The sequence below is a fragment of the Pseudoalteromonas luteoviolacea S2607 genome, from assembly GCF_001625575.1.
Classification (GTDB): Bacteria; Pseudomonadota; Gammaproteobacteria; order Enterobacterales; family Alteromonadaceae; genus Pseudoalteromonas; species Pseudoalteromonas luteoviolacea_E.
Genome location: NZ_AUXV01000073.1, coordinates 324,466 through 333,289 on the forward strand (window position 1 = coordinate 324,466; position 8,824 = coordinate 333,289).

Here is an 8,824-nt window from a genome sequence, read left to right on the forward strand (position 1 = left end):
TAGACGAGTTCAGGTTGCTGAACTCGTCTGATTAAGATTGAGTTTATAGACTTTCGTGTGGGCCAAATACTTCGTACATAATACGCGCTTCGTCTACGCCAAGTTCGATTAATTGAGCCTTGATAAATGCCATAAAACCACTCGGCCCACAAAGATAGAACTCACCATCGAACAAAGGCAGCAGCTCTTTTAGTGCTGCAAGGTGCATAAGACCGCTGTATGCCCCTTCTGCCCCTGATTCTACCCAAGTATGTGTTTGCAATTGAGGAAGCTGTGATTTAAAGCTTTCTACACTGCTCGAAAACGCGCGCTCTTCAATGTTGCGACATGCATGTAAGAACATACATGGTCCTTCAGTCTTCTGCTCAACTAAGGTTTCTAACATTGCCATCATAGGCGTAATACCAACACCTGCACTGATCAGTACTTTTGGCGCTTGGTTTATTTGAAGCACAAAGTCGCCAGCTGGTGGGTAAGCATCAATTTCATCACCTTCAGTTAATGTGTGCAGGTGACCAGAGACAAGCCCGTCCGTTTTAACCGAAATGCGATAATGATCTGATTTAGCGCTTTGAGAAAGAGAGTACTGTCTGATTTGGCGATATGCTTGGTCCTCAGCTTGACATTCAACAGCGAGATACTGTCCTGGTTGGTATTGGGCAACTGGGCGACAATCAACAGGCTTTAGATAAAAGCTTTTTATTACATCAGACTCCTGCACAATTTTCGAAATCGTAAAGCGTCGCTTGCCTCGCCATCCTCCAGCTTTGGTTTCATTTTGTTGATAAATCCCTTCCTCTTGAGTAATAAATAAGTCTGCCAAAAAGCCGTACGCTTCAGCCCATGCGGCGATGATTTCAGGCGTGCATTCATTTGGGAACATCTCTTCCAAAGTTGCCAGTAAATGGGTGCCAACAATCGGGTAATGTTCAGGCAATATGTTTAAGCTCGCATGCTTGTGGTTAATACGGTTAATGGCCTCTGAAAGTACTGAAGGGTTGTCGATGTGCGTAGCATAAGCTGCCAAAGCGCTAAACAATGCAAACTGTTGCTTGCCTGATTTTTGGTTGCTGACATTGAAGACATTAAGCAACTCTGGGTTGTGACTAAACATGCGTTTGTAAAAGTGGTCTGTCACTTGTGTTCCGGCGTTTGCAAGCAGAGGAATGGTGTCCTTAACCAGTTTTATTGTTTGTGTTGATAGCATATAAATTCTCCAAGTTAACCACGACGCCCATCAAGGCGTTTTTTCATTAAAATAGGGGTGTACACAGCGACAAAGATGACAAATGCGCCAATCCAAAGTAGGGCACTTGCAAGCCAGCTGTGATGAGGGTTGATAAAAATCGGTAAAATACTGCGCGTGATTGCAGCGAGTACGCATAGCGCAAAAGCAAGGTTCATTAACGGGTGAGGTTGCAATGGTCTCGCGGTATGGCCGAGGGAGACTCTTGCCATAATCGACAATATCATCAGGCCCATGGCGCCAATCGTAATCAGGTGCAATGCATCTTTGCTATACCAAGGAAAACCAAGGTATCCGCCCCCAAAGCCTAAAAGGCCTATAGCCATAAATAGGTAAGCCAAATATAAAGACCAAAGCAGTGGACGAGTAAAAATGCCGGTGTTAAACCAATACATGCAGCGCAATACATGCAAAAAGGCTGTAAAGACTAAGATAAAACCCGGATTGAGGGGGCTAGACAAAATATGGTGGGAGAAAAACCCCGTGATCCCAATAATGGCCGACCAAAATAGGAGCTTATCTAATCTCGGTGTCTTCACCTGCTCATTCAGACCAAGCCCTCTTGCGATAAAAAAGGGCATAACGCGCCCAGCAATCACGCTTATCAATAGGGTAAAGCCTAAAATTGCTAAATGAGAAAAAATTTGGGCCAGCGCGAGAGCGTTGTTGTTGAGTAGCCAAATAAACAATAAATTGAAGCTTGCCATCACACATAAGATGGCAACAAATTGATAGTTTTTACGGCTTTTTGCTTGTACTAATGTCTGTGCGAGATGACAAATCGCGATCAACCAAAATGCCGCTTGCAGCCCTGCTAGAAAAATGAATGCATCGTCTGCAAATAGAAATACAATGCGAGCAGCTAGCCAAACGCATGAGAGCAAAAGCAAGCCAACCCCGTTGAGGGTTGGAATGCCCGTCCAATTTTGTGAAGCCGTAAACAAAAAGCCAATGGCCACTGCGCTGGCAAATCCAAATAGCATTTCATGGGCATGCCAAAGTGTTGGAGAGACCGATAAGTGCCAAGGAATTGTTCCAGAAAGCACTAATGTCCAAACTAGCATGCTGATTACGGCCCAAATACCAGCGAGCAAAAACAGAGGTCTAAAGCCGAGCATAAGGCAGGGCCAGGTAGAAGGCTTTAGTAGCTTAACGTCAGGTAATGGTTGTTCCAATTGGATAAGTGACATTTAGCGCACCTCCATGCCTAAGTTGTATTGGCACAGACAACGCACGACGTAACTTATCTTGAGTAACGTCGCAAACAGCAGGCTGCTGATGTGTGCCGTAATTTGTGCGGGCAGTGAGAGTGCAGCTGCAAGTGGATAGCTTGCGAGTATGGCAAAACCAAAACCTATCACGCTAATCACGAGACTATAATTGGCAATGGTGAGAAACTTGCGCAGCATGGGTGAATAATCTAAGCGGTGCACAGATATCATAATTAAACTCACTGTCGATATAAGGTAGTTTATTAATCGCATGAGTCATGCCAACTTTTTAGTTGTTGTAAAACAATTGGTTATATTTTTACACTTGATCTTTTGAGTCAAAAAGACCTATTCTTATATGTGTTTATAATACATATATAGGTCAAAATGACATGGAGCAAAGGCGCTTATCACAATTGCTTGCCTTGAATCATGAGTTGGCAATGGCATTGCCAAAATCTAACCAAGTAGAATTAGGTACTTACAGTCAGTCTGTCGTGAGTGCGTTGCAAGCATGCATCAGTGCAGATGCCATAGTGGTATTGCAAGCGCAAGGTGATGTTTTAATACCTCAGGCTTTTACGGGGCTTGCACCCGAAGTGATGGGGAGGCGCTTTAAGCTGACGGAGCACCCCAGGCTCGCCAATATTGCCAAAACACCTGAGCAGCCTGTTGTTTTTTCTTCAGATTGCGCCTTGAGCGATCCGTATGACGGTATGCTACTCGCCGAAGATGGAGAATTACCCGTGCATGCCTGTATGGGATTTTCGTTGTATGAACAAGGGCAACTACTAGGGGCAATTACCTTCGACAGCCTGACCCCAAATGCTTTTGATGCATACAGCCGCTCTTTATTAACCATGATCCAGTCAACAGTGAGCGCGCATTACAGCGCTGTATTAAATACGCATAAATTGGCAAAGCGGGCGCAGTCGGGGCTTGCGATGTTGCATGAGCTCAGCCATCAAGCGCAAACCATGATTGGTGAGTCGCCCCCCATGGAGCGATTAAAATCAGATATTAATTTGGTTGCTAATTCCGACTTGAGTGTTCTGATCCAAGGCGAAACGGGAACCGGTAAAGAACTTGTAGCAAGGCAAGTACACAGCAACTCTAGTCGCTGTAGTGCGCCATTTGTGCAAGTGAACTGTGCATCTTTACCTGAGAACCTCGCAGAGAGTGAGTTTTTCGGTCACCGCAAAGGCGCATTTACCGGTGCTGATAGCCATCGTGAAGGTAAATTTTTGGTGGCCGATCAGGGGACTTTGTTTTTAGATGAAATTGGAGAATTGCCGCTGCATATACAAAGCAAGCTATTGCGGGCTTTGCAAAGTGGAGAAATTCAACCTGTTGGTAGTGATAAGCCGCATCACGTAAATGTACGAATTGTGGCTGCGACCAATCGAGATCTTCAAAAGGAAGTGGAAGAAGGGCGCTTTAGGGCCGATTTATACCATAGGTTGCGTGTGTTTCCGTTACAAGTGCCACCGCTTAGAGAGCGGGTGACGGATATCGTGCCATTAGCTGGGTACTTTGTTGAACAGCTGCGTAAAAAGTTAGGTGTATCACAGCTAGTAATCGATCAGTCTTTACTTGAACTACTAAAAGCCCACGATTGGCCAGGCAACGTTAGGGAGTTGGAACATGTCCTTAGCCGCGCAGCGCTAAAAGCAAAACACGCAGACTGGCAAAAAGACATTATAAAAATTACACCTCTGCACTGTGAGCTAACATATGTTGAGGCAGCGGCCGCTGAGCAAAAAAATGAAATTACGATGGCTGAAAGTGCCGCGTTGAACTCGTTAAAAGTTGCGACCGAGCAATTTCAAAAGCAGCTTATTTTACAAAAACTCAATAATGAAGACTTAAATTGGTCTGCAACTGCCCGCGCACTTGACGTCGACCGCGCGAATTTAGTGCGTTTAGCAAAACGCTTAGGGATCGAAACTATCAAGAAAGTTAAGTAGTCAAGATGGGTAATCAAAAGTGGCAATTTAGAGTGGTAATAGAGACCGAAATTTAACTGTTATTGGCAATGAAAATTGTTCTTAATTCTTTTATAAGTTATTTATTTTAAAAGAATATATAAACTTGTTTGTTATTTTTATTTATTCTTGCGAAGCCCTGTGTTTGAACTACTGTTATATGGCGTCTAACTGAATTTGCCACTTAGGGGGCCCTATGAAGGGTAGCAAGCAAGTAATCGTCACATTGAATAAAATTTTGACACTCGAACTCACGTCGATCAATCAGTACTTTTTACATGCACGCATGTATAAAAATTGGGGGTTAGAAGAGTTAAACGAAAAAGCCTACAAGAAATCGATTAAGGATATGAAGCAAGCCGATGACTTAATCGAACGCATTTTATTTCTTGAAGGCCTACCTAATTTACAACACCTTGAAAAACTGCGTATTGGTGAGCACACCGAAGAAATGCTGAGTTGTGATCTTGCGTTTGAACATGAGCAGTTACCAGCACTTCGAGAAGCAATAGACTTGTGTGAAAAAGAGCAAGACTATGTAAGCAGAGAGCTGCTTGAAGACATCTTAGAATACGAAGAAGAGTATGTGGATTGGTTAGAAACACAAGACTTCTTGATCAAAAACACTGGCATTGAAAACTATCTTCAATCGCAGATGGAGGACTAAATTATGCAAGGTGTACAAAAAGTTATCGATCTACTTAACAAGCAACTTACGCTTGAACTCAGTTCAATGGATCAATATCTCGCACATTCTAAAATGTATGAAGATTGGGGGATGGACCGACTACATGAAAAACTTTCCCATGAATATGAAGAAGAGCTGGATCATGCAAAGCGTATCACTGAGCGGATTCTCTTTTTAGAAGGCACGCCAGATACAGCGTCGCGTGCTCCCATCAATGTCGGCAGCAACGTCAAAGAAATGCTTGAAAATGACCTAGCCGCTGAAGTTGTGGTAAAAGATCATTTGAAAAAAGTGATTGCGGTGTGTGAAGAAGAGCAAGACTACGTTACGAGAGAGATGCTCGAAACGTTGCTTGATGACACAGAGATGGACCACATCTACTGGCTAGAGCAACACTTAGGCTTGATCGATTTGATTGGCATACAAAATTATATTCAGAGCCAAATGAATGGTGGCTCAGGATCTGGCAGCTAACGGAAGTTAGCGTGTTAAGCAAGGTAAAAGAGCGCAGAGTGCGCTCTTTTTTTGTGTACTAATTTTATTGAACTAACAAGTTTAAACGATTGTACTTAATTCAATAAATCTAAAACGTAAGCCGCGCCAGACGAATTACCATTATCATCACGGTGGGGCGATGCAACGATTGCTTTCTGATTGCTGATGGCGATATTCCAACCAAACCTGTCTTCAGGTAGTGCGTCCTTGGCCATTAATTTTGACGTGAAACGCCATTGCCCAAGATGCTTTTTAAACACATACAAAGCACCTGCATTGTTGCCTTTGGCATCGTGATGCATCGCCGTTACCAAAGCAGTGTCTTTGCTAAGCGCAACACCACGCGCAAACCTGTCATCGGCTTGGCCATCAGGTGCGACTAATTTTTGCACTTGAGTCCATTTCCCGTTTTTTCGCTCAAATATATAGGCAGATCCGGCATCGGTGCCAACACCCTCGATGTCATCACGCCTCGCAGAGATCAAAGCAGTATTACCCGATAACGCCACACGCACGCCAAAAATATCGGTATCTGCACCATCATTGGCCATGAGTTTAGCTTGTTGTTGCCATTGTTTACCATCAAACTCAAAAGCATAAACTGCACCGGCTTCTTTTGCTTTTTCATCATGCAAGTCAGCGCCTATGAGTATTGTATTTCCTTCAATAGCGGCACTGATCCCGAATAAGTCATCCTTAGCACCATCACTTGCTGTGAGCTTAGTTTGAAATTGCCAAGTATTATTCTCACGTACAAAGACATAGGCAGAACCCGAATCTTCATAGGGTGCATCGCTGTGGGGGGCGCCGATGACTAAAAATCGCTCTGTTAGTGCAATACTTTGCCCAAAAGCATCACCCGCTTTGGCATCTTTAGCGGTTAAAATTTGCTTTTGTGACCATGTGTTTGCATTTTTTTCAAAAGCAAACACAGCGCCTGCGTTGTCACCTTTGTCATCTCGCTTGATGACACCTAACATGGCGATGTTATTTTTAAGTGCCACATTGCCACCCAGTGTGTCACCAGAAAAAGCGGGCGTAGCGATGAGCTTTGCCTGTTGTTGCCAACCATTTGAACCTAGTGAATATACATAGGCAGCACCTGCGTCCTGAGTGTTTTTGATATCTGCCTTATGCGCACCTACCAATGCCGTTGTGCCATCTATCGCGACACTAAAACTAAATTGGTCTTCGGCTTTGCCATCGCTGGGTAACAGTTTTTGCTGCATAGCGTAACTTTGGCCAGAGCATACAAATGTGAGACAAGATAAGAAGGTTAAAATGGAACCATACTTCATAAATATCTTCCTTGTGCTAGATACTGGTAAAAATCTAAGTTAATCCAATGTTTGTCGCTAAACAAGGGATAATTGATAAAGAGACTGGCAGAAAAATCAGAAACATAATGAGCTACGGGAGTAAATATGAGGAAAATACATAGATAAAGGAGGGGGTTTAAATCTGACGTTTGCATATAAGCCAGGCTTGGCTTTTGACCAGTAAATTATCTGTAAATTGCAGACGATTATTAACACAGCCCGCGCGCTTTCTGGGCTAAACAGGCATGTGAGCCAAACCCAAAAAGCGAGACCTATCAAGGCGAATGGATAGCTTTGTTGTGCACTATTAAGGCGATGAGAGTAATGGCAGTAACCCAACTGCCAACAAAGCGCATGTGGCTAGTGAAAGTAGGGACCCAGTACGTACCATCACTTTAACCATAAATTCACTAATGTCGCTTGCTGAAAATCCAGCGCCAGCGATTGGCAACGCTTTACTTGCACCTGTGACAGAAGCAATCGTTATGCCCAGCCAAATCAGTATGAACCCCAATGCACAGCCATAGGCTACAAAAACCTCTAAAGATAAGGGCAGCTCAACCAGAGACCAAATAACACCAAAGATGGCTAGGGCCATTGCGCACTGTACGGCGGTCAAGTGACCAGAAAGCGCCATTCGCGCATTTTTTACAGTTGGGATCAGAGCGCCTTGAATTAATCCGGCAAGGAAAAAGACAATACCAATAACGATGAGTTGTGCACCTATCTGGGTAAGTTCAATCATGGCTTTACCCCTGTGTGCATAACGCTGAGCTGAGCAGCGTTACTTAAATTTCTAACGATATCAAAGTACAACGGGGCATTTTGTTGTTGTTGGTGTTTAAACTTGTATAACGTTTTCATAGTTAGTCTCCATTGAAAAAACACATGGTAGATAACGGAATACGTAAATTCATTCACCTAGATTCATTTTTCAATTTACTCAATGTTTGGGGAGCGACACCAAGGTAAGAGGCAATATGATATGACTTAACTTGTTTAAGTATTAAAGGATATTCATCAAGTAAACGGGCATATCTTTGGGCTGCAGTTTCTGACATGAGAGAAAGAACACGTTTGTATGTGGCTGAATAATATGTGTTATGTATCCATTTACTCGCTAAAAGTGCCCATTTTTTATCACGCGATATAAACTTATCAAGCGCGTCCAAAGAGGTGACATAAAAAGTGGAATCTTCAAGCGTTTCAAAGTGAAGCATCGACCCTGATTTTTCGTAGAAGCTGACACTATCGTCCATAAAGTGGTTTAAACCATGTTTACTTTTACCGCGAAAATAGAGCTGCCAAGTATGTTCTTTGCCATTCATATCACTAAAATATGAACGGGCTAAGCCACTCTTAATAAACCATATTTCACTAAACACTTCGCCAGCACGATGTACTATAGTTCCTTTTTTGACATGTTTTATGTCAAATATTTCACAAGCACTTGCCCATTCATCGTCATTGACAGGGATATGGTGCTCAATCATTTTTCTAAAATATTTCATAAAACTTCGTTGTTGGTTATTGATGTAATGCCGCGTTAGGCGTGAGTGACTGTTTTTTAAAACGTGAACCGAAGCGCAACCCCATATTGATTACTTTGTTAGGCATTTCCTACTTCCAATTTTAACTTTATAAATTTAATTGACTCTAAAAGTAAAACAAATAGTGCTACATAGATAGGCCAAGATGCAAACTGGCTTAAAGTATAGTGACAGCTCCATGACCAAAACGAATGAACTCTATGAAAGCGGGAATTTAAGAAGCAAGCCAAGTTAACAATGGAGTATAGAGTCGATTACTTTTATTAAAAGTGCTACCCATATGTACTTTCTTTAATTAAGAATCATAAAGTTAGGGTGAAGAGGTTAGGG

The 8,824-nt window shown here is 42.8% G+C and carries 10 protein-coding genes; 3 read left to right on the top strand and 7 right to left on the bottom strand.

Going from position 1 to position 8,824, the window contains the following annotated elements; translation table 11 throughout:
- Positions 1-43: 43 nt before the first annotated feature.
- Genes hmpA through N480_RS24860 form a run of 3 tightly spaced genes read right to left on the bottom strand, consistent with a single transcriptional unit; the run spans position 44 to position 2,730 of the window.
- Entirely contained in the window at positions 44-1,207 is a 1,164-nt protein-coding gene (gene hmpA / locus N480_RS24850) for an NO-inducible flavohemoprotein (protein ID WP_063375120.1), read from the bottom strand.
- 14 nt (positions 1,208-1,221) lie between these two features.
- Complete coding sequence (locus N480_RS24855) at positions 1,222-2,436, bottom strand: NnrS family protein (RefSeq protein ID WP_063375121.1); 1,215 nt, start codon at positions 2,434-2,436, stop codon at positions 1,222-1,224.
- Positions 2,437-2,730, bottom strand: coding sequence for a hypothetical protein (locus tag N480_RS24860; RefSeq protein ID WP_231102319.1), 294 nt, complete (start codon positions 2,728-2,730; stop codon positions 2,437-2,439).
- Positions 2,731-2,849: 119 nt separating this feature from the next.
- Here N480_RS24860 and norR point away from each other — a divergent pair, with 119 nt between their 5' ends.
- The 3 genes from norR to bfr (N480_RS24875) all read left to right on the top strand — a co-directional run bounded on the left by norR (position 2,850) and on the right by bfr (N480_RS24875) (position 5,604).
- The gene (gene norR, locus N480_RS24865; protein WP_063375122.1) at positions 2,850-4,424 is read left to right on the top strand and encodes a nitric oxide reductase transcriptional regulator NorR; all 1,575 of its coding nucleotides are present in this window, start codon (positions 2,850-2,852) and stop codon (positions 4,422-4,424) included.
- A gap of 214 nt (positions 4,425-4,638) precedes the next feature.
- On the top strand, positions 4,639-5,109 hold the full coding sequence (gene bfr, locus N480_RS24870) for a bacterioferritin (RefSeq protein ID WP_023402135.1): 471 nt from the start codon (positions 4,639-4,641) through the stop codon (positions 5,107-5,109).
- Positions 5,110-5,112: 3 nt separating this feature from the next.
- Complete coding sequence (gene bfr / locus N480_RS24875) at positions 5,113-5,604, top strand: bacterioferritin (protein WP_063375123.1); 492 nt, start codon at positions 5,113-5,115, stop codon at positions 5,602-5,604.
- Positions 5,605-5,699: 95 nt separating this feature from the next.
- On the opposite strand, the gene N480_RS24880 is transcribed toward bfr (N480_RS24875), so the two are convergent.
- The 4 genes from N480_RS24880 to N480_RS24890 all read right to left on the bottom strand — a co-directional run bounded on the left by N480_RS24880 (position 5,700) and on the right by N480_RS24890 (position 8,455).
- Positions 5,700-6,923, bottom strand: coding sequence for an FG-GAP repeat protein (locus tag N480_RS24880; RefSeq protein WP_063375124.1), 1,224 nt, complete (start codon positions 6,921-6,923; stop codon positions 5,700-5,702).
- A 328-nt stretch (positions 6,924-7,251) separates the two neighbouring features.
- Complete coding sequence (locus tag N480_RS24885) at positions 7,252-7,689, bottom strand: hypothetical protein (protein WP_063375125.1); 438 nt, start codon at positions 7,687-7,689, stop codon at positions 7,252-7,254.
- A complete protein-coding gene (locus N480_RS25965) occupies positions 7,686-7,808 on the bottom strand; it encodes a hypothetical protein (RefSeq protein ID WP_269201085.1) in 123 nt (40 codons plus the stop codon). The genes N480_RS24885 and N480_RS25965 overlap by 4 nt, the downstream gene beginning before the upstream one ends.
- Before the next feature lie 53 nt (positions 7,809-7,861).
- Positions 7,862-8,455 carry a Crp/Fnr family transcriptional regulator gene (locus N480_RS24890; RefSeq protein ID WP_063375126.1) on the bottom strand — a complete coding sequence of 198 codons (594 nt, stop codon included), beginning with the start codon at positions 8,453-8,455 and terminating at the stop codon, positions 7,862-7,864.
- Positions 8,456-8,824: the final 369 nt, after the last annotated feature.